Origin of the sequence: Mesorhizobium sp. M0306 (assembly GCF_040321655.1) — a bacterium.
GTDB lineage: Bacteria > Pseudomonadota > Alphaproteobacteria > Rhizobiales > Rhizobiaceae > Mesorhizobium.
Genome location: NZ_JAMYRY010000049.1, coordinates 1 through 21,544 on the forward strand (window position 1 = coordinate 1; position 21,544 = coordinate 21,544).

The following is a 21,544-nucleotide window of genomic DNA, read 5'->3' on the forward strand; positions in this document are numbered from 1 at the left end:
TGTTAAAACGACCGCCGTCAATCGCCGCGCCTGCACCGCTGGTGGGCAGGAAAGCCCATTTGGGTGTCAGATAGCGATGGAAGATCTCGTTCGGCCCGACGCGGGTGATCTTCACCCGCGCGCCCCATTCTCGAGATCCCGGATAAAGGCCAGAACCGCCTCGACCTGGCCGGCCCGATGGCCATGTCGGCGATCGGGTCATTGCGATACCAGTAGATCGCCTTGTCGACGTCGCCGGTGAGTTCCGTTGCCGCCGAGATCACTTTCACCCTCTCGCGCATCCGGCCCTCGAAGACCACGCTGGAGGTAGCGGTTGCGCCTGGCGGGCGCAGCCTGCGGTATGTGGCGCTGCATGTGCGCGACGACAAATTGGTTGCCTGCGGCTGGCCCGCCCGGAGCGGCTCGCGAGCCGGCGCCAAGCTCGGCGGACGAAACATACGGGGCGATCGAGAACTAGCTGGCGGCGGGCGCACCTTGTCCGGCAAAGTAACGTGCATGAAAGGCAAAGTCAGTTCAGTTTGGCTCACCGGTGGCAAGACTGGCAGCGGCGGCGATGCTGGCGCTTCGCCGTCGATGATGCCGAACGCCTTTGGCAACCTCTCAGAGCTTTTTGGCCCGTGCGCGTGAGACGTCGTTCCGGTCAAGAATCGCCAAGCCCCCGAAGAGAACAACGAAACCGACGATTGCGATCCAGCCGATGATCTGTCGCATCCGCCCCTGCCCCTCGGGCATTTGAAGCGCCTCGGCCTTCGGCCACATCACGTTGATATACCCGTCCGGCTCTGCGATCAGACCTGGGTCCTCCGTGCCGATTTCGAGCATTACACCTTTGATGGGACCCTCGGTCAAGCGAACGTCGGGCGTGTAAAGCCATCGGCTGTTGCCGCATGACGGTTGGCTACGAGACCAGCAGGCCGGACGACCGCGAGCTTCGCGAGCGGATGAAGGCGATCCCGTAGGAGCGTCCCCCCGGTGTAGAGTTGCCACCCTGGATCTCGCCTTGGCCGGCTGCATTCCTAGCTGTGTCCCCTAGGATACATTGTCGAGCAGGGTCGACTTATCCAAGCCTTGTGTCGGCTCAGACGGCCATTCACCATTCGGCGTCATCTCGTTGACTGTCTCGGGTAGATCCCGCGCAATCCTTCTGATTAGCTCCTCGCGCGAAAGACCCGTCTGCATCGAAATGGACCTGAGTGTACCTTCGTCTATTGCCGCTTCGACGTCCCTTGGCTCGATCGGTTGGTTTGGCCCGCTGCCAACCCACGAATCGACCTTCGATCCTGCCCCCACCTCCCTGAACCGTTCGAGGATCTCACCAAGGTCAGCCCTCGACACGCCAGTCGTCATCTGAGCCAGAATTCTGCGTTGCGGGTCGTTTGGGTTAAGATACCCTGCTCCCGGAATCAATTCACAGAGCTTGTCGCGATTTTGGTATGCCAGAACGCCAAGCATCGCGATCGCCAATCTTCCCAGATTTGCCATTTGGTCTCCTCCACGGGTTTGGCCCATGAGCGAATCGAAGCCAAGTCTTGGCGGATGCCGACGCGTGTGGGCTCGAACAACTTCTTGCCGGTCGGCTCGCCGGCGGAGAGGACGCGTCCTTCGGGGTACTCGTTTTCCATTTGACGTCTTCTCCTGACGCAGAACTTCGGGGCGCTTGGCCGCCGTCGCCCTGCGCCGATCGAACGCCCTAACCCGGCGCCTTCCCGGTTTGTTCCGCTTGTCAGAGTTTGTCGGCGACTATGGGGGCGCGACCCGACGGGTAACTCTACCGGCCCGAGAGATAGAGTCTGCCCAACTTGACCATCTTTCAGAACGACGGCGGCTCGGTTAGCCTCAGCTACCTTGGACTGCCGCCGGCTCGCGCACGAATTTCAATTTCGGCGGGACGGCGAACACCCTGAACCGCTCAGCCAGGCTGTCAAGAGCTTGACGCATGCCCATTCCCTCAGCAGCCGCACCGTGTCCACTGATGACCATCTGCGGGTTCAGGGCAGCCAGGTGCTTCACGGATCTTTCCGCCGCATCCCAGTCCGGCGTGAAGTAGCGCGGCGGACCGTGCATCTCGAGATCCTGAACGGCGACCTCATAGACTGACTCCTGACCGGTGGTGATGAAAGCGTCCCCTACGATCAGCGAGCGGTCCTCCTCGCGCCATAGCGAGATATGCCCAGGAGCGTGCCCGGGTGTGTGTAGCCATCGCCATCCGGGCATTCCGGGGATCGATCCGTCGGCAGGTAAGAGTTCCAAACGGTTGCCAAGATCAATTGGCCCCCGTGGAAAAAGCGGCGAAAGCAGCGCCATCAGTCCACCCCCGACCCAGGGATCCGGTGACGGATAAGATGCGGTTCCGGCCAAATAGGGGCGCTCGAGTGGATGCGCGAAGACAGGCACGTCCCACTTATTCGCGAGGTCTAGAACCGTTCCCACATGGTCGAAATGGCCGTGGGTCAGGATGATCGCGGCCGGCCGTGCGTTCGTGCCAAACCGCTTTTCCGCGACCGCAAGAATGCTGCTGCGGGACGTTGGCAACCCCGTATCGATCAGCACCCAGTTCCGATCTCCGCTGCCCGGTGCGCCGAAGAACACGACGTTGACGATTGCTAGCCGCAAATAGCCCAAGTCCGGTGCGATGCTCCAAGCGCCGTCGCCACGATCCTCGCGCCTGGCGTGGTCGATCTCGGAAAGTCGAATCTGAACGGTCATGTTGATCCCGTGCCTCTCTTGTTGCTGAGCAGCCGCTCGAGTTGATCGGCGGCGGTGGTATATCGCCCCGAACTTGGCACGCCCCTCCTTGTTCCTCATTCGACACCCAGCTACAGGAACAAAGGCTCGACCAATCGGCATTACCGGGTCACGCAAGGACGAGCTGGACTGAGCAACGAAGATGGCGCGCGCCCGATTGGATGCGGTATTTCGCCAACGCGGTTCCCGGTCCTAACAAGGCGGCCGAGTTCGAAGCCGACTGCTGAAAGGAGACTTCGAATGAACGAAGTGGGGCGCAGGGACTAGCACCAGGTGGAGGCTCCGGTTCCGCAAGCTTCGCGCTTTGCCAGTCATGGCAGGCTTTGAGTGCTCCTCGCACCGGCGCAAGGACGGGGTTCGCCTCGATTTTATTCGTGCGACCTCGCATAATTTGCATGCCCTGGGCGACTACCGCGGCTGCGCCGAACTCGGCCGTCGCACCAGCCGCGACGGACTGCGGTGGCACCTGATCGTAACGGCTCCCGGGACCTATGACTGGTCAAGTTGGGCGCCAATGGTCGAGGCGACCCGATCGGCAGGTGTCCAGGTTATCTGGGACATCTTCCATCGAGACCATGTTGATCAGGGATCGCTGCATTTCATCGATGCCACCGCCTAACCAGCCTGAAGGGGAGCCTTGTGCCCATGGCAATGAGCGCCGTTAGAATGACATCGGCGACCGGACTCCGGTGCGACTTACAGGTAGAGGGGCATTTCTTTCGGAACAGCAAAGCCGGCGGCGCGGTAGACATCTGCGGATAGAGAATGTCATCACCGTTACGCCAGGGTCATAGGCCCGTTCCGGCGGAGTATTCGCTCTGCATGGGCCGGGAATTTTCCGCGAGTGCTTTGACTGCGCGTGATCGCAGCGTGACCTGCCTGCGACTCGATTGCTGGGTAATCACCTCCTCTGGGCACGAAGTACAAAAGCGGAAGCAGGTGACTAAGCAACCTGCACGAGGTTGGTTCCGGCCGCGGAACTTTGCTCCTCGTATCGAGTTGGCGTTTCTCAATGGAGAGAGAGCCATGTCGAAAAAAAACACCCGTTTTGAAAAAGAGCTGGCCGGCAAGCCGCAACCAGAGGCGGACGCCAGGGGCCAGTCCGAGAAGAACCATAAAGGGGGAACGAACGACGGCGTCTCTAGCGCCAACCCTCGCGTCCTATCCGGAGAGGATGACGGGGACGCCACGTTCCCGCATGAGCGGAAAAAGTAAGGACGACTGCACAGCAACCGTTCATGCGCAGTCCAGGAGCCTCATTCCGCTATCTGATCATCATGGCCATGATAGCCTGCACTGCGATAGTCCCTTTCGGTCTAACAAGCGTAATCACCTATGCGCTTTAGTAGCTGCAATTGTGATTAGCGGCGTTGTTCTGATCCAGGGTTATCGCGATACTGCTGCCACTCCATGCCAAGCTCGATGAGATTATCGTTGCATTGAAGGAAACGAGGAACAATGTCGTGAGGCTGGAGCGCGCCGAGCCTGAGGAAATCAAGGCCAATTTGGCGCGGCTCGAAATGGAAGCGGCGGCGGCTGATCGAGAAACCAAGCACGGGGGATTCTCTGGCGCGTGAGCGCTACTCAAAAGCCATCATGGGCAAGCTGAGTCCGGCACGAGGCGGTCGCTCAAGGTCCCGCCAGCGGCGGCCAAGCACCGCGGAAGCCGTCGGCATAGCGATGGCCAGCGAAGCCTGCCAGCGGTCCAGGTGGCGAGTGCGGTATGAGCTCACACCACCTCTCTAACAACCGCGTCGAATTTTGTGAGGCCTACGCTCGGAGGCCTTTGCGTAAAAAGTCCCTGTTCGATTGCGGCCGCCTTGAAGGCATCGTCGCAGCTTGTTGGTTGCAATGACCGGCCAAGCATTCCTTGATCATTCGGACGGCTTCGAGCCGCCGCGGCTTGGCCACGTATGGCCATGGTTGTTCAAGCGCTTTCGCAGCATCGGATATTGATGCAACCACCATCGGCTTGCAATTCAGGTAAATTGTAATCGGAATGAATGCCGGCATTTTCTCGCTCGCCAGGATTGAACGCGGCTAAACGCGAAGAGAGGGCGGAGGTTGCATGAACGCGCATCTTCGCGATTTCAAGCCCCGCTACACCATGCAATTGAGACTGAACAGGCTCTTCTCGGGGCAATCTGTGGTCGGCACCGCCTATTGTCCGGAATCAGACAGAGAGTCTTCTGTTCCGAATCCAGACGAGAGCCGCGACCTATCTAAGCGCGCGGTGTCGACGGTCGAGCAAGTTCGCACCGGTGGCTGCCTTTGCGGAGCTGCTCGCATCCGGCTCAAAGGCCAGCCGACGAGGGTTGGTGTGTGCCATTGCCTTGACTGCAGGCGAACGAGCGGGAGCGCCTTCGTCTGCTTCGCGGTCTGGCCCAGATCGAGCTACGAAGGCACTGGTAACCTCCACACCTATGCCGGGCGAAGCTTCTGCCCAACCTGTGGTTCGCGCCTCGTAAGCCTCCGGGACGACGAGGCCGAGGTGATGATCGGCAGTCTGGACCGAGCTCCGAGCGATCTTATTCCAGACTATGAGCTGTGGATCGGGCGGCGGGAGCCATGGCTGTTGTACCTGGAATGGGCCGAGCAGTTCGAGCACGATTGGGAGCCGAGGAAAATTGGGGCTCCGCCAATGGAGATGGAGTCGTCCGAGCCGGCCCAGCAGCTCAAGCGCTCTAACCTGCGTTCCCATTGCAAAGCCCGGCGAGCGGAAACCAGCAGCCTTCTTCCAGGAACAACCGGCGATCAGGCTGGTTGGGGGCAGCCAAACAGGGAGAGCAAAGATGGACTCGGTAAGCCACGCGCCGACATGCGCGGCAGTTCGGCAACAGCATCAAGGCATTTCGAGAGCGGTCACGCCTGTCCACTTTGCGCGCGGCGGCCGCTAGTGACCCGCCGCACGCACAAGACAACAGCAACAGCCGTCCTGCTTGGCGCCGGGTTGGCCAGCCTGGCGCTGTACAACAGCGCTCGCGCGAGACGCGCGCTTTCCCGCACGCATCGGGGCGCTTTATCAGGGTGGCGGGGGTGCGCCTGCACCTCCTTGAGCGGGGCAGCGGGATGCCGTTGATCCTGCTACACGGAAACGGCTCGTCAGCCGAGGATTTCAAGACCAGCGCCATGTTCGACGAAGCGGCCGGGAAATACCGGGTGCTCGCCTTTGACCGGCCCGGCTTCGGCAGGAGCACGCGGCCGCGCGGCAAATGGTGGACGGCGGCCGCGCAAGCCGATCTCATTCATGCCGCCGTCGCGCAGCTTGGGATCAGCAGATATCTCGTTCTGGGCCATTCCTGGGGCGCGTCGGTGGCTCTCCAACTCGCGAGCAGGCACCCAGCATCAGTTGCCGGAATCGTGCTTGTCTCAGGTTATTACCATCCGCCGCCGCGCCTGGGCCTTGCACTGGCGGCGCTACCGGCCTTGCCTATCGCCGGTGGTGTTTTCCGCCACACCTTGCTGCCGCTGCTTGTGCGGCTCACCTGGCCGCTCGCCATGGGCACAATATTTCACCCCGGCATCATCTCTGCGGCGTTTGCTTCGTCGGCAAAGGAGACCGCCAGCCGGCCCTCACAACTGCGGTCGATCGGGGCCGAATCGGGATTGATGCTGGCCGCCGCACTGGCCGGCGGCCGCTTCACCCGCTAGGATGATCTGTCGCTGCCTGTCGGCATTATCGCCGGGGCCGGCGACCGGTTGTTCGATGCGAAAGCCGAGGCTCTTGGACTACAATTGGAGATTCCTGGTTCCTTTGTCGATATCATCCCGCAGGCCGGCCACATGGTCCACCACACCGCACCGCTAGCCGTTCTCGCCATGGTGGACAGGGTCGCTGCAGCGGCCAGCATGAGGGAGGCCGGCACTGGCACATGATCCCGGTAAAGTGGAATCCGGTTTTCAGAAAAGATCATGCGCAAAGCGAATGATAGAACCCTGTCCCGACCCTATCGCGTGGCGAATCCGATGATATACCTCCCGGCGAGCAGGCATTCAGCGAACCGCATCCTGTGCATCCATCCACGCGGGTCCAGCTAACATCGACGTCGGGGTCTGGCGGATTGGGAATTTGGCCAGGGGAACGGCCCCAATTCCGTGTCTCGCTTCTGTGTCTCTTATGGCCGCAAGGATCTAGTCATCTGCAAATCGAGGCCGCAGGCTGACAAGCACCCCGCACTACAAGGAGCTGACGATCAGAAAACAAATCTAGACATGTCGCACCATCCTTGTTGGTGCGGCTTGCGGTGCATATCGGTCGAGCGCCTGATGTAACCAAATTACCGGCTCAGCGTTTCGTTCAGTGCCATTGCAATGAGCGAAGCCATAACCTTTGTCACGAGCATAGACTGGCAATTTCATGGGTCGCAATTTTTTGGTGATTGAACCTGAGGAAGGCATTGCCGTGCTCAGGGGGCTTGCCTCGTTGGCGCGTATCTCGATGCTGAAACTGCTTCATGAGAAGGGGCCCATGAATGTCAACGAAATCGCCGCCGTGCTGTCGCTGCCGCAGTCGACCGTCTCGACCAACATCCAGGTGCTGGAGGATGCGGGCCTGATCCATACCGAGAACCAGAAAGCGAAGAAAGGCAACCAGAAAATCTGCTATCCGACCGCCGAAAAAGTGCTCGTCGTGTTCAAGGGTGATTATCGTAAGGTCAAGAACGATGCGATCGAAGTGTCGATGCCGGTCGGGCTTTACACCAGCTTCGAGGTTACCGCGCCCTGCGGCCTTTGCTCGCCGGACGGCATCATCGGTCTGCTCGATGTTCCCAACACTTTCCTCGATCCGGACCGCATGAAAGCCGGTCTGCTGTGGTTCACGCGCGGTTTTGTCGAATACCAGTTCCCCAACAATGCCAAGCTCGCCAATGCCGAGATCACCGAGCTCGAAGTGGCGATAGAGCTGTCTTCGGAAGTGCCGGGCACCAGCGCCGATTGGCCCTCGGACATCACGCTGACGATCAATGGCGTCGATGTCGGCACCTGGACGTCGCCGGGGGATTTCGGCGACAAGCGTGGCGTCTTCACGCCCTCCTGGTGGAAGCTCAAGGGCTCGCAGTACGGCAAGCTGAAGAATTGGCGAATTGCCAATGACGGCACCTATGTCGACGGCCTCAGGATTTCCGAAACCGGCCTCGCCGCACTCGATCTGAAGAGCCATCATTCAATCCGCGTCCGTATCGGCGTCAAGGACGACGCCAAGCGCCCCGGCGGGATCAACATTTTCGGCAAGGGCTTTGGAAATTACGATCAGGACATCCTGCTCAGGATCAAAACCGCCTGAGGCGACTCGCGGTGTTGCTGCGCGCAATTAAACCGTTGCCAGATTTGCAGCTAGCAACGTCGTCTGTGAGGCCACCAGCTTGCCTGACGTGTATAGATACCCCGTTGCAAGGTTCGCCCACTGGCTGGCTTTCGCCTGCTACCCTCAAATCACCGGTACAAAGCGATCCGTCCACCAACGCCAGAGCGTTTCATCCTCCGTTCCGGCAAATGCCGGAACTTAAACATCTAGGCAACTCTCGAAAGTATGTGCCGATCCAGGTCGCACCTTGCCAACCCGAACCGCCAGCGGTGGTTCGTCGCCTCACGCCTGCTCTGATAGAACAGGGTCAGTTGCCGGCCGTCGATCATCACGGTCGAATGGCCGTTCTCGCCGGGCTCACCAGGGTCGAGAACGGGGCCGACGGAAACGTAGGGGCCCTTGACGTCATCGGCGATGGCGAAGAAAACGCGCTGCCGGCTGCCGCGCGGACCTTCGGGGAGGAAGCAGGTGGCGTTGAGAAGCACACGACCGTCTGGCAGCTCGACGAGCTGGGCGCCTTCGATCCCCCATTCGTAATCCGGATGCTCGCGCGCATTGTGATGCGGCACGTCGAGATGATCGAGTATCTTGCCGAGACGTTTCCACGGCCCGAACCAGGAATCGGATTGGCTGCGCGCCAGATAGACATCAGGCTGGGGCACCCTGGTGAATTTGGGCATGCCTGAATAGACGATGTAGCGCTTGCCGTCGACGATTGCCGGATGGGGATCGTAGATGCCGTCCTCATCGGTGTCGGGCAGCGACAATATCGCCGGATTGAGCACCACCCAATGAAAGCCGTCATTGGAGACCGCGTGCTCGCAACGTCCGCCGGACTTCATGAATTCGGTCTGGATGAACATATGGAAGACGCCGCACTCATGAATGACGCCGGGTGCCGCAACGCCCGATCCGGTTATCGCCAAGACGATCGGCTCGTGCTCTATCCAGGGTCCATAGAGATCCGGTGCCGTGGCATGGAGTATTTCCCAGCTTTCGGTCGTGACCGTGCCGCTTGAGCCGAAGACGTGCCAGAGCGTGCCGTCGAAGACGGGACAGGGGTCCTTCAGGTCATCCACGACCTGCGGGTGAAACAACGGAAAGACGTTGGTTTCAAAGTCGATCTTCATTCGCCAACCATTCCTCGATTCCTCCCGGGCTCCATTCAAATGAACCACCTGCGCGACTCACATGAATCGATTCGCAGGCGTATTTATAGCTCCGCCGATGAACGGTTGTTGAACGATTGAAGGATTTCAACCGTTCTGTGGCAAAGGGCCACATTTTGGGAGCCCGACCTAACGCGATGGGCCTCATGATCTGAGTCGAATGGGGGTCGCCTCGCCCGTTCTTCTATCGAGCCATCGCAAATGGAGCAGAACAGCTGGTCTCGCCTAAACAGTTTGCGGCTGTGGAACAACTTACTGGGATGGAAGTTATATGCACGGCTGCGAACGTTGATGTCGAAGCTACCTTGATTAACTTTTGTTAATCGAGGCGATTTCCAGCTATAACTAAGGATAATTTATATGGAAATGGCGGCGGGCCGGCGCAAAACACCAAAAATCCCTGTACAATCGTCTATTTTACTCTGCTTTTCCCACCTCCGATGGAACTTCGTATATCAAAGACCACAACACATTCTAACCCTCGCATCAAAACAGCAGCAGCTAATTTACTTTGAAGAGCCGATCTTTGAAGAGAGGCGCCACCCTTCGATGCGGGTGAACGATATTTCACCTACGATCAGAATTGTGACGCCGCTTATCCCAGTTGGCACTTCCGCGGCCAGGGCAGACGCGATTCAGCGCAGGTTCATCGATCAGATCATCGCCTCTACGCCGCATGACCGATTGACGGCCTGGTATTATACGCCCATGGCGCTACGTTTCAGCGATCATCTCGCCTGTGACGTCTGCGTCTACGACTGCATGGATGAACTCTCCGCGTTCAAAGACGCTCCCGCAGAGTTGACGCAGTTGGAAAACGCGCTGTTGCAACGTGCCGATGTCGTCTTCACGGGCGGGCAGAGCCTCTACGAGGCCAAGCGCAGCTTGCATCCGGCGATCTTTCCCTTCCCGAGCAGCATCGACGTTGCCCATTTCCATCAGGCTAGGGCGCCAGGTGAGGACCCGTTCGATCAGGCCGACATACCTCACCCGAGGGTGGGGTACTTCGGGGTCATCGACGAACGGCTCGACCTTGAACTTATCGCGCAGGCGGCTGCGGCAATGCCAGACGTGCATTTCGTCATGCTTGGCCCTGTCGTCAAGATCGATCCGGCGAGTCTTCCCTGGGCAGGCAACCTGCATTGGCTGGGGGCCAAGTCCTATACAGACCTGCCGAACTATCTCCGGCATTGGAGTGCCGGCTGGATGCCGTTCGCGCTCAACGAAGCGACCCGCTACATCAGCCCGACCAAGACTCCCGAGTTCCTCGCGGCAGGACTGCCGGTAATTTCCACGGCGATCGTCGACGTTGTACGTACCTACGGCGCCGAAGGCCTTGTCGAGATTGTCGATGCGGAGGATGTCGAGGCCAAGCTTCGGTGCATCCTTGCCGGCCCCCGCGATTTCCTGGTGAAGAGGGCCGACGCCTATCTCGCCGACATGTCCTGGGAGAAGACCTGGAGCGCGATGGCTGCCCACATCGAGCGCGCCCGTGCGATGAAGAGCGTCGTCCCATTCCTGAGGAGGGCGTGAGCGTGTTCGACTGGTTGATCGTAGGGGCCGGTTTCGCCGGCAGTGTGCTGGCCGAGCGTATCGCATCGCAACGGCAGGAAAGCGTCCTGCTCATAGACCGACGAAATCACGTCGGCGGCAATGCCTACGACTGCTACGACGACGCGGGAATCCTTATTCACCGTTACGGGCCTCACATCTTTCACACCAACGCCCAATCGATCGTCGACTATCTGTCGCAATTCACCGAATGGCGGCCTTACGAACATCGCGTGCTGTCGCTGGTCGATGGAAAGCTGCTGCCAATACCGATCAATCTCGACACAATAAACCGCCTTTACGGCCTTGAGTTGACATCCGAGCAGCTGCAGGACTTCTTCGCTTCCCGACGCGAAACGGTCAAAGAAGTCCGCACCGCCGAGGACGTCGTGGTCAGCACTGTCGGCAGAGAGCTCTACGAGAAATTCTTCCGCGGCTACACGAGGAAGCAGTGGGGCGTCGACCCTTCCCAGTTGAGCAAGTCGGTGACAGCGCGAGTCCCAACCCGGACCGATCGGGACGATCGCTATTTTGGCGACAGCTTCCAGAACATGCCGGCAGGCGGGTATACGCGCATGTTCCAGCGCATGCTGGAAAAGCCCAAGATCAAGATCATGCTGCAGACGGACTATCGCGAAATTCGCGACAAGATCCCCTTCCAGCGGATGATCTATACTGGTCCGATCGACGAGTATTTTGACTGGAAGCTTGGTCGCTTGCCCTACCGTTCGCTGCGCTTTGAGCACACGACGCTTGATTGCGAGCAGTTCCAACCGGTCGCCGTCGTCAACTATCCGCAGACGGAAAAATACACACGGATCACCGAGTACAAGCATCTGACCGGTCAGCGGAGTCCGAAGACCAGCATCACCTACGAATACCCCACGGACGTCGGAGATCCTTATTACCCGGTGCCGCGGGCCGAAAATGAGGCCTTGTACAAACGATACGAAGCCTTGGCCGCGGCGTGCCCGGAGGTCTGGTTCGTCGGACGTCTGGCGACATATCGTTATTACAATATGGATCAGGTCGTCGGCCAGGCATTGGCAACGTTCGCGCGCATTCAGAGGAGCCTGCCGGCAACCGTGATTGTGCCCCCGACGGTGCAGCGCGAGGCGGCCGAGTGAACATCACACAGTTGAGCGGCATTCGAGCGACCCTACGTTGGGTTGTTGTGTCGGCCACGGACGCGGCCGATTGGCCGAACTCGGCATGCAAGTCGCGGCTCGCAGCAATCGAGTCGTGCCTAGCCGTCATGCTCGGCGAAAGCCGCCAAGGTCACCGCCCGGGCTCTCATCACCGCGGCCAAGCAAGCCAGGATCTTTCGGCGACAGTTTTAGTTATGTCGTGTTGTTAATGCAGCTGAAGCGCGGCGCACTGTTCCGATCGGCGGGACTATGCCGCGCTTGGTGGTTCCTTTTCAAAGACCTCGAATAATCGGCGCTGGCGCTCCAACTCGTCCGCAAGTGGCTTGCGAACAGTGCGCGAGCCGTCCGCATGAACGGTGGAGAACAAGCCGACTTCGGCGTGGCGCGAATTGTCCCAACCTGGGTAGGCCGTCACCGGGTACAGGCATATACCCTGAGCAGGTGCACCTAGGCTCGTCGCATCGCGCACCTCGTCGCAAACGTAGTGAAGCCAGGCTGGCCGGCCTGAACCTTCGGCGCCCGTCTCAGCGATGAACATCGGCTTCTTGTATCGCTCGGCGACCTCGACCAGCATTTCCGAAAGTGCACGGTATTCGTGATGCCCCATCGGTATCGTTGGGCCATTCAAGTACCACTGGTTGTGCGGATAGAAGTTGAGGCCGATGACGTCCACAACGTCCTCGCTGCCGCCCAACTCCGGCTCCACGCGCCCCATCAGCATGTCATACGCCTCGAACTGCCCCTGACGAGCATTTTCGGCGCGCCTCCGTTCGGGGCGACTACGGTCACGAGGAGCAATATGGATCAGCGGTTCAGCCCAGATGAACCTGCAGCCGGGTTCGGCCTCCCGCATCGCCCTCACCCCGGCGACCGCTGCCCTGACAAGATGTCGTTTGAACCATCCACGCTTGTTCGGCCCGACGCGCGGGAAATAACCGACCTCCACCGCCCATGCAAAAAACGAAATCTCGTTGATCGGGCATACCAGCGGGCTCACGCCGGTGACGGTCCGATGAACCCGAACAGCATCTGCGGCAAAACGAGCATAGGCCTCGATAAAGCCAGGGCCACCTTGGTCGACGTGGTCAGGCGAGCCATAGTGGAAGATATCCCAGATGATCTGCACCCCTGCCGCTTGGGCTGCCTCAATCGCCGACGTCCAACTCGACCAGTCAAAGACTCCGGGCGCTGTTTCAATCAGGTGCCAGCGCAAGCCGTCGCGGATCGTGCGAAGCCCAAGCTCCGCACACCGACGATAGTCGCTGTGTGCATGAATATCATGTGAGGTCGCGCGGATCAGATCAAGACGAGCCCCGTCGGCGCGCCGATGGGAGGAACACTCGAAACCGGCCATGAAAAAGCTGTCGAACCACGAAGGGTCTGCCGGGGGCCGACGGGCGGGACTCTCGTTCATACTAACATCCCGTCGCCCAAGGCGTGCGCGAGTAATCGCATTCGGCAGTCGCCCATTGTCAGTTCCGGTCGCCTAGTCGAAATCGGTCGGCCACCACCACGTCGACGGCTCGGCGCTGCGGTGTAGATGCGCGCCTGGATTGGTGAATTCAACCAAGCTCCTATCCCTCTGCCCGGGGGCCGCGGTCGCGTCGATTCGATCCGAACTTATGCGGCCTGTTGCATCGCCCGTTCGTTGACGCCTGTTTCGCCTAGTCGGGTGAGCGCCTCATCGGTTGCTTTTTCTTCCTTGAGCGTCTGTTCGAGTAGCGGGACGGCCTCTTTCAAGCCAAGTAACCCGGCCCATGTGACAAGAGTCCCGTAGCGCGCTATTTCATAATGTTCGACGGACTGGGCTGCAGCCACGAGACCCGCATCCAATGCCGGAGCCTCCTCGAACTCCTCCAAAATCTCCTGTCCTTCTTCGATGATGCCGTCGATAGCCGGGCACGTTTTCCCTTGGGCTCTCTTGCCAAAGGCGTCGAAAACTTGCTGCAGGCGCTCGATCTGACCTTCCGTCTCGTCACGATGTTTTTCGAACGCCGCCTTCAGCTCTTCGGACTCTGCGCTTTTCGCCATTTTCCGGAGCGCCGTCAGAATCTTGCGTTCGGCGTAGTAGATGTCTTTCAGACCATCATAGAAAAGGTCTTCCAAACCCTTGGAGCTGCCTTGAGAGCCTTTCTTCGTCGCCATTGTCATCTCCTGTTCATTTGTATCGACGCATGCATAGCTCTAACTGGACCAGTCTCTTGTTGTTCCTTCACCACGGCTCTGCGGCAGCCAATAAGTCGACCGACGGTCAGGTTGACCGACTGACTTCAGTCCGCCGCGTCACAGCAACCGCTGAGCATCTCGGCTGCGCGCTCCATTGCGGAAGTTCCGGGATGAGGATCGTCTGCCTGAAGGGTTGCTGTCATGGTGTCGAAAGCTGACAAGCTTAGGAACTTCTTCGAGATCTCTACAAGACCAGCCCTTCAATCTCATGATCCGGGCTATGAGAATTGCCATGTCATACGGCTTGGCGATGCGAGGGCGATCCTCGCAGAGGTCACCGGCTGCTTTGGCAGTTCGCTCCACGGCCGATGAGAGCACCACCTCAATGCCTTCTCCATTCTGCCGGAACGACTCGGCAAGCTGAAAACCATCGTCCCGCCTGGCAGGTCAACGCCGGACAAAAATGGTGTCTACGTGGAAGCCGGAATGCACCACTGCCTGTTGCGCAGCAAGGGCGTCTGTTGCCTAGTGGTGGTCGCAGAGGTTGCGGTAGGTGGAATGAAAGCCGGTAGATGTGGAGGTCTGCGCGAACAGCTTAGCAAAGGATCATTCAGTGCGTGACGCTTTGGGGCAGGACACGCCAGCAACTCGCACGTCCTGACATTGGGTGCGTTCCAGGCGCGTTTGTTTTGGTCCTTTAACACATGTGAATGCATACGTGACAAACCTCGCATTAGTGGCCTGGAAGAGCAGATATTGTGGCCCTGGTTGTCGCGGGTCGGTCCGGGCAGGTTGCCCGGTGACATCGTGATCCAACGTGAGAACTTCACGTTTTATACTCCGATCGGCACTGGGATTCTGATCAGCATCGTGCTTTCGTTTGTTCTGTGGCTACTCAACCGATAGCGAGGACGGCGAGCCCGCGTCGCCGGAGGAAAAGAACGACGTGGACCGATCGGAGCTATCCGATCTGGCAGCAAAAATATGAGGGAAAGAGTTTGCTGCGTGGGCAGAACTTTCCCTGCGCGCCGGTGTTCCATCGCGTGAGTGAAAAAGCCCGCCGCACAGTTTGATGCGGCGGGGCCGATCAAGCGCTGTTGCACCCGGCGGGGGCTCGGGGTCGGGCATGCCCGGTGCGCGCGGATCACAGGGATTTTAGATGCATCAGCTGCAATACGTCCACCAACCGACGGTTGGACAACACGAGGCTTGATTCCGAGAGCTTTCTCTCAGTGCCGAAGGGGCAAGATAGTTGCAGGAACTCAGCCTTGGCGCGGCACGTTGCTAAGTCGTTGACCATCGCAAAGGATGTATCCAATGGCGAAAGACATATCTCGCGAGGAAGAGCAACGCGGCACCGAACAAGTTCTCTTCTGGGGCGCTGCGATCGCTCTTGTCCTTTTTGTGTCTCTGCTGACCCTCGCCCTCGTCGGGACGTCCTAATCTGTTTAGACAGCAGGATTGGACCGGCGGGCGCGAGGTCTTGTGAGCTTAGGGGCGGATGCCGGGCTGGTGCACCCTATAACCCGCTCCCATCTGCCGTTTGTCTTCTCGATCGCGCGTCGAGCAGCAACGCGCTGAATTGAATTCAGAAATTAATTGCGCGGGTCACAACCTACAGCAAAACTGTCCCGATCCGACCCGATCGGCTGTCCTTCGCTGGAGACGAAAAGCCACGAGCGGACGCTACAGGCCCAACTTCTCCCGGAGTGCATCAATGCGTTTAGAAGCTTCCGCCTTGCTGAGGCCATCAGCATAGGCGTCAGGGTCGTCGGCCTGTTCGGCCAGAGTTTTCAAATAGGAGGCTTGTGCGGGGGTCATTGGGTCATCTCCGCTGACCCAATCTTCCGGGTCCTTTTCGACATTTGCCGATGCCTCGATTTTTGGGTTGTGCCGGTCGACCATGCTCAATCTCCCTTGATGATCACCACAATGAGAAATGAGTTTGTTCCGCCACATTGTGACTCGGGCTTCAATCGCCATTCGGCCTGGGGGGCCAAGCGCGCAGCTAGGCCGCCTTCTTGATCTCTGCGACCTGAACGCCCAGTCGGAACGCCTGACCATCTGCAAACGAACGCGCGTAGCTCTCTGATGTAAAAGGGACCGTGGTGGTGGTGCCGCTGACCGTCACGCGAACCGACCACTCTTTGTCCCTAATGATTTCAACGGCATGTTGCTCATGCGCAGCCATGCATTCCTCCCAGAACCTTCCGTTGAGGATGGCAGGATAGCGTCGTAAAACTGGTTTGCATGCAAATAATCCGACACCGCGACGTCGAAATGTCAAAACATGCACAGCTATGCTCAAGTCGATGGCGTCGCCTTGAGCTGTTTGAGATGTTCCTTGGCGAGGTTGAAAAGTGCGGCGGCAGTTTCTTCAGCCGTCCAGCCTTGCTCGACGCAAGAGGACACCAGAGCGGCGTGCGCGCCTTCGAGGGCGACTGCGCAGTTCACGCTCCTGTCGGGGCTGTCCTGGGAGAAGGGGCGGTTCGACGTGTGCTGTTTGGGACATGCAGAATAATTGGCGGAGTGCGAGAAAGTTCCTCCGCACTCGCGCTTCGCACCGCGGTGCCGCCCACAGCGTCTTGCCTAAGGGACTTTGCGGGGTAATTCGCTCGCGTTCGAATTGAGAGGGACCTCGGATTGAACACGCGGATTACCAGGCGGACAAAAAAGCCCCGGCGCTGGGTCGTTGCGCCGGGGCTTTGGACACGTACAAGCTACACCAACATGTCCGTTTATGAACGTGCGCTAATAAAGTGAAAAAACGGTGAACCACGCATAGGCCGAAGGGCGCAACTCGAGCACCCGCAGTGTGCCCGGCTCGTCGCCGCCGCAGATCGGCAACACCTGGTAGTCGCCGTCGAACGGCCAAATGTCGCCGTGCAATAAAATCGTATTCGGGAAAACAGCTCTTCAGGAATGGCTCGTCGCAATACCGCGACCTCGCCGCAACAGCTACGGCGTAGACTCATTACCGCGTAGCCATATGCGGATTGCGACGAGTTTGAGGGCGGCAAGATAGTTCTCAGCCAGCTTGTCGTATCGAGTTGCGATGCGGCGAAACTGCTTAGCCTTGTTGAAGAAGCGCTCGACGAGATTGCGTGCCTTGTAGAGGAAGGGGCTGAAGCAGATCGGCTCCTTGCGGTTGGCCTTGGGCGGGATGTTGGCCCATGCCTTGCGCTCCGTGACTGCCTTGCGCAACGCGTTGGCATCGTAGCCCTTGTCGGCCAAGAGCATGGCGCCCTCTGGAAAATCGGCGATCAGGTCCGCTACCGAGGCGATGTCGCTCTTTTGGCCTGCAGTCAGCGCCAGCTTGATCGGCCTGCCTTTCGCATCGACAAGAGCGTGGATCTTGGTGGTCAATCCACCTCGGGAGCGACCGAGACAATGATCTCGATCCCCCTTTTTGCCGTCGCACCCTGCTGATGGACGCGAACAATAGATGTGTCGATCATTTGCACCCTACCGTCGTGGGCTTTGGTGATGGAGTCCATGAGGCGGTCCCACACACCTGCTTTCCCCCATCGGACAAAGCGATTGTAGCAGGTGGTTCGTGGGCCATATCGCTCTGGCAGGTCTCGCCACGGCGCACCGGATCGCAGCACCCAGAAGATGCCGTTGAGCACGCGGCGGTCGTCTACACGCGGCACACCACGCGGTTTGTTGGGGAGAAGCGGCTCGATCGCGTGCCATTCGAAGTCGGTAAGGTCATATTGGCTCATGCCGAGCCTGAATCAGATTCCGCCGAAATATGAAAGTGTCAGTCGGAAAACGACCTGTTGCGGAGATTGCGCAATAGCTCGGAACATCGGATCTTTGTCCAAGCCATGAACGTTTTGGAGCCGCTCCTCCTCGTCCTGATTGAGAATGCCCGTCGCATTCTTGTTGCTCAGTATGGTGTTGATCGCGCTGAGCCAACCTTCTTCCAGATCATCGACCTCCTGCGTGCGGAACCGGAGTTGAGGCCCGTCTTCCTCGCGCTTGTGCGCCGAACCCTCATGAAGCGGCACGACCGATGGGGTCTCGATGAGGACAGCGTTCCCAGTGAGTTAACCCAGCTAGTAGTTCATGAGTTACGCTGGACAGAGTTCAGAGAGCTGGCAGAAGAGCGTCTGCAGACTGTCCTTGGAGGAGATAGGGCGCTGGCCATCAGTGACCCCGTGCGCTGGATTGCGGATGCCTACGAGGACAGCTGGGATGATCGCGAGTTTTACCGGCGCTATCGAGAGTGAAGCGCACGGCCCGTTCCACCCATCCCTGACATTCCGCATTTATGAGTTCACGGCCTAGAACGCTGGACGTTGAGAACGCCATCATGGACGGCGAAATCATCGTTCTCAACGACAAGGGCCTGTCCGACTTTGCCGAGTTGCGAAAAGCGATCACCCGGCGCCAGCACGATCTCTATTTCGTCGCCTTCGATCTGCTGCACCTCAACGGCCACGATCTGCGCGACATGGCCGTCGAGGAGCGCCGCGAGATCCTGGAGGGCATCATCCCCTTAGATATCCGCATCCAGTTCAGCCAGGCGCTGCCGGGCGAGGCGAACGCCAGCTATCACCTCGTCGATCAGGCCGGCCTAGAAGGCATGGTATCGAAGCGTCAAGGAGACCCGAAGGCGGAGGCATGACGCAGCGACATAAGTTACGTGGGCGGCGATGGATTCAGAAGACGTTCGTGAACATAGAGGTTTCGCTACTTCGATCCGGACGCTAATGACAGGGCTAGCGCGGAAAGGCTCGGTACATAGCGCTGCACGCTGAACATTCAGTTCAGATTCAGCCTTCCGATATGGCTATGAGCTACGTATCAACCTCGAATGCTCTGTTGTTCCTGCATGCCATAGGCCCCGACTTAGCAGCGCGCATTTGCCCCCGTTCCTCGCCGGAGGAGAGCCCCCTGAATGGCCTTCCCCCACTTCGGTCCCCTCTCAGTCCACTTCAGGAGTTCCTCGGCAGCACCCTCGACATTGTTGCAGCCGTAGGTGGCCCCAGGCCGGTCGGTTTTGACGTACACCGGAGGGGAGAACCTATGGAGTGCCATGACACCTCCTCCTACGGGGAGAGATACATCTTGGCTTCCTTAGCGGCAGCCTCAAAGGCCTTTCGTTACCACCTGAGGGTCAATCGGATCGCCCTCTAGGTCTGACAGGCAGAGGTTCACCGCCTTTTGCCAGCGAGGTCCTCTCAGGGTCCACCTCTTGAGCTGCTCAAGGGCTACCCTCGCATTGTCGCAGCCATGCCTGTCGCCGGTTTCAGTCTTCACGAATACCGGAGGGACGAACCAATGGGTTGCCATGAGGGATAAGTAGGGGCGGCACGAACCCGCCGACCATCCGAATCATGATAGGTCATGCTCGGTCCCTTCTCGGCAGGGAGCGCGCAACAAACCGAAGGTGTTCATAGAGAACGGCCTCGTCGAACTCGCCGTCCGAGAAGAGTGCCATTGCGCTCACGCTCAGGCGCTCCGCTTGCTCGCTTCCTACTGGAATGCCTTGCTCGGCGCATACACGATCAAAGACCTGCTTCAGCAGAATCAGGTCGCCAGGATAGGCAGTACTATTAGTTGAGCTGCTGCTGGTCATAGGCTGTCACCATTGGGCAGACGCGCGGTGGGCTCCCCTGCCAGAGCCGAATGCCCGAGCCCCTAAACTTCAAATCGCACGGCCCAGAGCAGATGAAACTACAGCCGCATGTGTTGCCGGCAGTTCGAACAGCATGGGCAGGTGGCGACACTCGGCTTCGTCCACGATCAGCGCCTCAATAGTCGCGATGGAAAGATGGCTTCTGAGGCGCAGCCGGACAACCGCGGCGAGCTTGTGAACGGGCACCGGTACCGCCCCGGCGTGATGGTCTAGAAGATTGTTGATCTCGGCAACTACTTTTGGATCGACGGCGTGGGGCAATGGCAGCATGAGAGCGCTTCCTTTCGTAAGTAACTCTAAGCCGATCGGGGCGATGAGTCTTGGCGCGTACGTTTTTAACCAAATGTCGCGGACATCATTGTAGTCCACGATCGTTATTCGGTCGGCGTGATTTAGAGCGACAACGGCCGGCTGACCAATCCAGGAACAGTCTGCTGGTAAGGAACAACGAAGGCCCTCGTAGGTTTAGAACTCGCAGCGGTCGATTTCTTCGTGGATGTAGCCGCTGTGGGTCCGTCGCCTCATCCTTTCGGGCGGCGGGCCCTCCTGGTATCCGATTACCTATTCGCGGTTGGCGGAAGTAACGCCCCCTCCTCCTTAGCGGCAGCCAAGAATGCCTTGCGGGCCTCCTCAGCTTCCATCTCGTCGAATATCACGGCCATGCAAACGCGCACCGCAAGGTCCCAGCAAGGGCCACGCTTGGTCCACTTCATCAACTCCTCGCCGGCTGTCTCGGCATTGTTGACGTTGCGGATGATCCCGGGACGCTCGGTCCTGACAGGGACCGGAGGGTTGAACCAGTGGAGAGCCCTACGTCACTCTTTGTCGGCTCTATCAAATTCCTCCAGCAAATACCTTTGCTCAGCCGGCAGCTCCCGTTCTACAGGCAGATTTAGCAGATTGAGAAGGTAATTGCGGATTACCTCTGAGGTGATCCACCGCCGCACAATTTCGGCAATAACCTTCTGTTTCCTTCTGTCGACCTCAACCATGGTCGATCCTGATGCGAACAGGATAGAACCTTCTGGCGAGAAGATTTGTTCCTGCTAATTACGAAGATCAAGCAGGACGGCGCGCCCCCTCTCGCGGGGCCACAATGAGCAAAATTCCTGGAATGCTGGGCGGGAACGTTAGGCGGATTGGTGAGGCGTGGGGCTGACAGCTACTCCCGGCCGTCGAAACACACGAACAGGCCAGTGGCGGAAGCTACCTCAAGGAGGCGGTGCGCGAGCTCACCGGCTGCGCCTCGTTCCGACTGTTTGGACTCTAGCGATGGGCGAAGCCTCCGCCCGCCGCAAGCCGAACGAACAGCCGGCCTTGCTCAACACCGAGCTCGAACATCTACCGGCCGAACTGCGCTGGCGCGAGTGGATGGGCCGCGTCGAAGCGGTGATCTTTGCGGCAAATGAACCGGTGCCGCGCGAGGTGCTGGCGCGCGTCGTCAGCAAAAGCTGCAATCTCGACCTGGTCATCGACGACATCCGTGCCGAGCTTGCAGGCCGCCCCTACGAGCTGGTGTCGGTCGCCGGCGGCTGGCAGCACCGGACCAAAAGGGCCTTTGGAGATATCATCCACGTCGCATTTGGCACGGCAGGGCAGGGGACAAAAGAACTGTCGCAGACGGAGGCGCTCGTGCTGATGTGCATTGCCTACTTCCAGCCGATCACCCGTGCCGAGCTCTCCAGCTTTTTCGGCAAGGAGGTATCGCGCGACCTGATCGGCATGCTGCGCGCGCAGGAGCTGATCGCCTCGGGACCGCGTTCGCCGCAGCCCGGCGCGCCCTACACCTATGTGACGACCAAAAATTTTCTCT

General features: G+C 59.1%; 24 protein-coding genes and 4 pseudogenes. 13 read left to right on the top strand and 15 right to left on the bottom strand.

The features are described 5' to 3' along the window. The first annotated feature begins 237 nt into the window (after window positions 1-237). Window positions 238-627, top strand: coding sequence for a hypothetical protein (locus NKI95_RS32335; RefSeq protein WP_352721944.1), 390 nt, complete (start codon window positions 238-240; stop codon window positions 625-627). Here the strand turns inward: NKI95_RS32335 and NKI95_RS32340 are convergent. The 3 genes from NKI95_RS32340 to NKI95_RS32350 form a co-directional block, all read right to left on the bottom strand. Further along, on the bottom strand, window positions 601-822 hold the full coding sequence (locus NKI95_RS32340) for a hypothetical protein (protein ID WP_352721909.1): 222 nt from the start codon (window positions 820-822) through the stop codon (window positions 601-603). The two genes, NKI95_RS32335 and NKI95_RS32340, sit on opposite strands and share 27 nt — an antisense overlap. A gap of 207 nt (window positions 823-1,029) precedes the next feature. Further along, window positions 1,030-1,482, bottom strand: a complete 453-nt coding sequence (locus NKI95_RS32345) for a YidB family protein (protein WP_352721910.1) — start codon at window positions 1,480-1,482, stop codon at window positions 1,030-1,032. Between the two features lie 354 nt (window positions 1,483-1,836). Beyond that, the gene (locus tag NKI95_RS32350; protein WP_352721911.1) at window positions 1,837-2,706 is read right to left on the bottom strand and encodes an MBL fold metallo-hydrolase; all 870 of its coding nucleotides are present in this window, start codon (window positions 2,704-2,706) and stop codon (window positions 1,837-1,839) included. A 352-nt stretch (window positions 2,707-3,058) separates the two neighbouring features. Here NKI95_RS32350 and NKI95_RS32355 point away from each other — a divergent pair, with 352 nt between their 5' ends. The 3 genes and pseudogenes from NKI95_RS32355 to NKI95_RS32365 all read left to right on the top strand — a co-directional run bounded on the left by NKI95_RS32355 (window position 3,059) and on the right by NKI95_RS32365 (window position 4,322). Further along, on the top strand, window positions 3,059-3,364 hold the full coding sequence (locus NKI95_RS32355) for a hypothetical protein (RefSeq protein WP_352721913.1): 306 nt from the start codon (window positions 3,059-3,061) through the stop codon (window positions 3,362-3,364). 407 nt (window positions 3,365-3,771) lie between these two features. Next, window positions 3,772-3,960: a hypothetical protein gene (locus NKI95_RS32360; protein WP_352721914.1), complete on the top strand. Its 189-nt coding sequence runs from the start codon at window positions 3,772-3,774 to the stop codon at window positions 3,958-3,960. 23 nt (window positions 3,961-3,983) lie between these two features. Beyond that, window positions 3,984-4,322: pseudogene (locus NKI95_RS32365) on the top strand (low affinity iron permease family protein). A 193-nt stretch (window positions 4,323-4,515) separates the two neighbouring features. Here the strand turns inward: NKI95_RS32365 and NKI95_RS32370 are convergent. Further along, window positions 4,516-4,758, bottom strand: coding sequence for a DUF982 domain-containing protein (locus NKI95_RS32370; RefSeq protein WP_352721915.1), 243 nt, complete (start codon window positions 4,756-4,758; stop codon window positions 4,516-4,518). Between the two features lie 220 nt (window positions 4,759-4,978). On the opposite strand from NKI95_RS32370, the pseudogene NKI95_RS32375 reads away from it, so the two are divergent. The 3 genes and pseudogenes from NKI95_RS32375 to NKI95_RS32385 form a co-directional block, all read left to right on the top strand. Continuing rightward, window positions 4,979-5,356, top strand: a pseudogene (locus tag NKI95_RS32375) (GFA family protein); the annotation flags it as partial. A gap of 458 nt (window positions 5,357-5,814) precedes the next feature. Further along, a complete protein-coding gene (locus NKI95_RS32380) occupies window positions 5,815-6,396 on the top strand; it encodes an alpha/beta fold hydrolase (RefSeq protein ID WP_352721916.1) in 582 nt (193 codons plus the stop codon). Window positions 6,397-7,102: 706 nt separating this feature from the next. Further along, window positions 7,103-8,029, top strand: a complete 927-nt coding sequence (locus NKI95_RS32385) for an ArsR/SmtB family transcription factor (protein ID WP_352721917.1) — start codon at window positions 7,103-7,105, stop codon at window positions 8,027-8,029. 227 nt (window positions 8,030-8,256) lie between these two features. Here NKI95_RS32385 and NKI95_RS32390 read toward each other — a convergent pair whose 3' ends face one another. Further along, window positions 8,257-9,180 carry a glycoside hydrolase family protein gene (locus NKI95_RS32390; protein ID WP_352721919.1) on the bottom strand — a complete coding sequence of 308 codons (924 nt, stop codon included), beginning with the start codon at window positions 9,178-9,180 and terminating at the stop codon, window positions 8,257-8,259. Window positions 9,181-9,579: 399 nt separating this feature from the next. Between NKI95_RS32390 and NKI95_RS32395 the strand changes: the two genes are divergently transcribed. Both NKI95_RS32395 and glf read left to right on the top strand, forming a co-directional pair. Then, entirely contained in the window at window positions 9,580-10,752 is a 1,173-nt protein-coding gene (locus tag NKI95_RS32395; RefSeq protein ID WP_352721921.1) for a glycosyltransferase family protein, read from the top strand. A gap of 2 nt (window positions 10,753-10,754) precedes the next feature. Beyond that, window positions 10,755-11,897 carry a UDP-galactopyranose mutase gene (gene glf, locus NKI95_RS32400; protein ID WP_352721923.1) on the top strand — a complete coding sequence of 381 codons (1,143 nt, stop codon included), beginning with the start codon at window positions 10,755-10,757 and terminating at the stop codon, window positions 11,895-11,897. A gap of 268 nt (window positions 11,898-12,165) precedes the next feature. Here the strand turns inward: glf and NKI95_RS32405 are convergent, their stop codons facing one another. After that, window positions 12,166-13,332 carry a glycoside hydrolase family 1 protein gene (locus tag NKI95_RS32405; RefSeq protein ID WP_352721925.1) on the bottom strand — a complete coding sequence of 389 codons (1,167 nt, stop codon included), beginning with the start codon at window positions 13,330-13,332 and terminating at the stop codon, window positions 12,166-12,168. Between the two features lie 206 nt (window positions 13,333-13,538). Beyond that, window positions 13,539-14,063, bottom strand: coding sequence for a YciE/YciF ferroxidase family protein (locus NKI95_RS32410; protein WP_352721926.1), 525 nt, complete (start codon window positions 14,061-14,063; stop codon window positions 13,539-13,541). 777 nt (window positions 14,064-14,840) lie between these two features. Between NKI95_RS32410 and NKI95_RS32415 the strand changes: the two genes are divergently transcribed. Further along, window positions 14,841-14,990 (top strand): DUF2905 domain-containing protein, encoded by a 150-nt coding sequence (locus NKI95_RS32415; RefSeq protein ID WP_352721927.1) that lies wholly within the window; start codon window positions 14,841-14,843, stop codon window positions 14,988-14,990. Window positions 14,991-15,770: 780 nt separating this feature from the next. Here the strand turns inward: NKI95_RS32415 and NKI95_RS32420 are convergent. From NKI95_RS32420 to NKI95_RS32435, 4 genes are all read right to left on the bottom strand, one after another. Continuing rightward, the gene (locus NKI95_RS32420; protein WP_352721929.1) at window positions 15,771-15,989 is read right to left on the bottom strand and encodes a DUF3072 domain-containing protein; all 219 of its coding nucleotides are present in this window, start codon (window positions 15,987-15,989) and stop codon (window positions 15,771-15,773) included. 103 nt (window positions 15,990-16,092) lie between these two features. Beyond that, on the bottom strand, window positions 16,093-16,275 hold the full coding sequence (locus tag NKI95_RS32425; protein ID WP_352721931.1) for a hypothetical protein: 183 nt from the start codon (window positions 16,273-16,275) through the stop codon (window positions 16,093-16,095). A gap of 560 nt (window positions 16,276-16,835) precedes the next feature. Beyond that, a complete protein-coding gene (locus NKI95_RS32430; RefSeq protein WP_352721933.1) occupies window positions 16,836-16,973 on the bottom strand; it encodes a hypothetical protein in 138 nt (45 codons plus the stop codon). Between the two features lie 69 nt (window positions 16,974-17,042). Continuing rightward, a protein-coding gene (locus tag NKI95_RS32435) for an IS5 family transposase (RefSeq protein ID WP_352721935.1) occupies window positions 17,043-17,809 on the bottom strand; the annotation gives its coding sequence in 2 pieces (ribosomal slippage) (window positions 17,043-17,497 and window positions 17,497-17,809; 768 coding nt in all). 105 nt (window positions 17,810-17,914) lie between these two features. Here NKI95_RS32435 and NKI95_RS32440 point away from each other — a divergent pair. Both NKI95_RS32440 and NKI95_RS32445 read left to right on the top strand, forming a co-directional pair. After that, the gene (locus tag NKI95_RS32440; protein WP_352721937.1) at window positions 17,915-18,319 is read left to right on the top strand and encodes a hypothetical protein; all 405 of its coding nucleotides are present in this window, start codon (window positions 17,915-17,917) and stop codon (window positions 18,317-18,319) included. 59 nt (window positions 18,320-18,378) lie between these two features. Then, a pseudogene (locus tag NKI95_RS32445) lies at window positions 18,379-18,693 on the top strand (ATP-dependent DNA ligase); the annotation flags it as partial. Between the two features lie 744 nt (window positions 18,694-19,437). On the opposite strand, the gene NKI95_RS32450 reads toward NKI95_RS32445, so the two are convergent. The 4 genes and pseudogenes from NKI95_RS32450 to NKI95_RS32465 all read right to left on the bottom strand — a co-directional run bounded on the left by NKI95_RS32450 (window position 19,438) and on the right by NKI95_RS32465 (window position 20,723). Then, window positions 19,438-19,671, bottom strand: a complete 234-nt coding sequence (locus NKI95_RS32450) for a hypothetical protein (RefSeq protein ID WP_352721938.1) — start codon at window positions 19,669-19,671, stop codon at window positions 19,438-19,440. A gap of 69 nt (window positions 19,672-19,740) precedes the next feature. Further along, a complete protein-coding gene (locus tag NKI95_RS32455) occupies window positions 19,741-20,100 on the bottom strand; it encodes a hypothetical protein (RefSeq protein WP_352721939.1) in 360 nt (119 codons plus the stop codon). 188 nt (window positions 20,101-20,288) lie between these two features. Further along, a pseudogene (locus NKI95_RS32460) lies at window positions 20,289-20,507 on the bottom strand (DUF982 domain-containing protein); the annotation flags it as partial. Window positions 20,508-20,546: 39 nt separating this feature from the next. Then, complete coding sequence (locus NKI95_RS32465) at window positions 20,547-20,723, bottom strand: hypothetical protein (RefSeq protein WP_352721940.1); 177 nt, start codon at window positions 20,721-20,723, stop codon at window positions 20,547-20,549. A gap of 280 nt (window positions 20,724-21,003) precedes the next feature. Between NKI95_RS32465 and scpB the strand changes: the two genes are divergently transcribed. After that, on the top strand, window positions 21,004-21,544 hold a 541-nt coding region (gene scpB, locus NKI95_RS32470), incomplete at its 3' end, for an SMC-Scp complex subunit ScpB (RefSeq protein WP_352721942.1).

Bases quoted from the DNA above. Each gene is read 5' to 3' on its own strand.
- NKI95_RS32340 (WP_352721909.1), bottom strand. From the start codon at position 822: ATGCTCGAAATCGGCACGGAGGACCCAGGTCTGATCGCAGAGCCGGAC.
- NKI95_RS32360 (WP_352721914.1), top strand. From the start codon at position 3,772: ATGTCGAAAAAAAACACCCGTTTTGAAAAAGAGCTGGCCGGCAAGCCG.
- NKI95_RS32420 (WP_352721929.1), bottom strand. From the start codon at position 15,989: ATGGTCGACCGGCACAACCCAAAAATCGAGGCATCGGCAAATGTCGAA.
- NKI95_RS32405 (WP_352721925.1), bottom strand. From the start codon at position 13,332: ATGAACGAGAGTCCCGCCCGTCGGCCCCCGGCAGACCCTTCGTGGTTC.
- NKI95_RS32385 (WP_352721917.1), top strand. From the start codon at position 7,103: ATGGGTCGCAATTTTTTGGTGATTGAACCTGAGGAAGGCATTGCCGTG.
- NKI95_RS32450 (WP_352721938.1), bottom strand. From the start codon at position 19,671: ATGACCAGCAGCAGCTCAACTAATAGTACTGCCTATCCTGGCGACCTG.
- NKI95_RS32370 (WP_352721915.1), bottom strand. From the start codon at position 4,758: ATGCCGGCATTCATTCCGATTACAATTTACCTGAATTGCAAGCCGATG.
- NKI95_RS32440 (WP_352721937.1), top strand. From the start codon at position 17,915: ATGAACGTTTTGGAGCCGCTCCTCCTCGTCCTGATTGAGAATGCCCGT.
- NKI95_RS32395 (WP_352721921.1), top strand. From the start codon at position 9,580: ATGGAAATGGCGGCGGGCCGGCGCAAAACACCAAAAATCCCTGTACAA.
- NKI95_RS32355 (WP_352721913.1), top strand. From the start codon at position 3,059: ATGGCAGGCTTTGAGTGCTCCTCGCACCGGCGCAAGGACGGGGTTCGC.
- NKI95_RS32345 (WP_352721910.1), bottom strand. From the start codon at position 1,482: ATGGCAAATCTGGGAAGATTGGCGATCGCGATGCTTGGCGTTCTGGCA.
- NKI95_RS32380 (WP_352721916.1), top strand. From the start codon at position 5,815: ATGCCGTTGATCCTGCTACACGGAAACGGCTCGTCAGCCGAGGATTTC.
- NKI95_RS32425 (WP_352721931.1), bottom strand. From the start codon at position 16,275: ATGGCTGCGCATGAGCAACATGCCGTTGAAATCATTAGGGACAAAGAG.
- NKI95_RS32410 (WP_352721926.1), bottom strand. From the start codon at position 14,063: ATGGCGACGAAGAAAGGCTCTCAAGGCAGCTCCAAGGGTTTGGAAGAC.
- NKI95_RS32465 (WP_352721940.1), bottom strand. From the start codon at position 20,723: ATGGTTGAGGTCGACAGAAGGAAACAGAAGGTTATTGCCGAAATTGTG.
- NKI95_RS32390 (WP_352721919.1), bottom strand. From the start codon at position 9,180: ATGAAGATCGACTTTGAAACCAACGTCTTTCCGTTGTTTCACCCGCAG.
- NKI95_RS32350 (WP_352721911.1), bottom strand. From the start codon at position 2,706: ATGACCGTTCAGATTCGACTTTCCGAGATCGACCACGCCAGGCGCGAG.